Source organism: Streptomyces marinisediminis (genome assembly GCF_026262575.1).
GTDB lineage: Bacteria > Actinomycetota > Actinomycetes > Streptomycetales > Streptomycetaceae > Streptomyces > Streptomyces marinisediminis.
In genome coordinates this window covers 1-270 of record NZ_JAPKFL010000139.1, presented here as the reverse complement: position 1 = coordinate 270, position 270 = coordinate 1, and the positions used below count along the sequence as shown (strand labels likewise).

At 55.6% G+C, this 270-nt stretch carries 1 pseudogene; it reads left to right on the top strand.

Annotated features, from left to right (window positions below):
- Positions 1-17: 17 nt before the first annotated feature.
- Positions 18-270, top strand: a pseudogene (locus OSB71_RS24430) (hypothetical protein); the annotation flags it as partial.

Here is a 270-nt window from a genome sequence, read left to right as displayed (position 1 = left end):
AAGTCATGAAGGATCGCATGTTCCGTGTGCTGGCTTGTGCTGGTGCGGCCGTTTTCAGTGTCACGACCCTCACTGCAGCGGATACCTCTGCTGAAGTGACGTCGCTGCAGCGAGAGATCAACGATGTTCTCGCCAAGACCGATGGTGGAGTTCAAATCAGCGAGAACGAGATAGCTTGGGAGAATGGAAGCGTGATTATGTCCTTCCCTCTCCCGGGGGAGACTCAAGCACCTCCTAGCAGTGCAGCGGCTCAGAAACTGCAGGCAGACA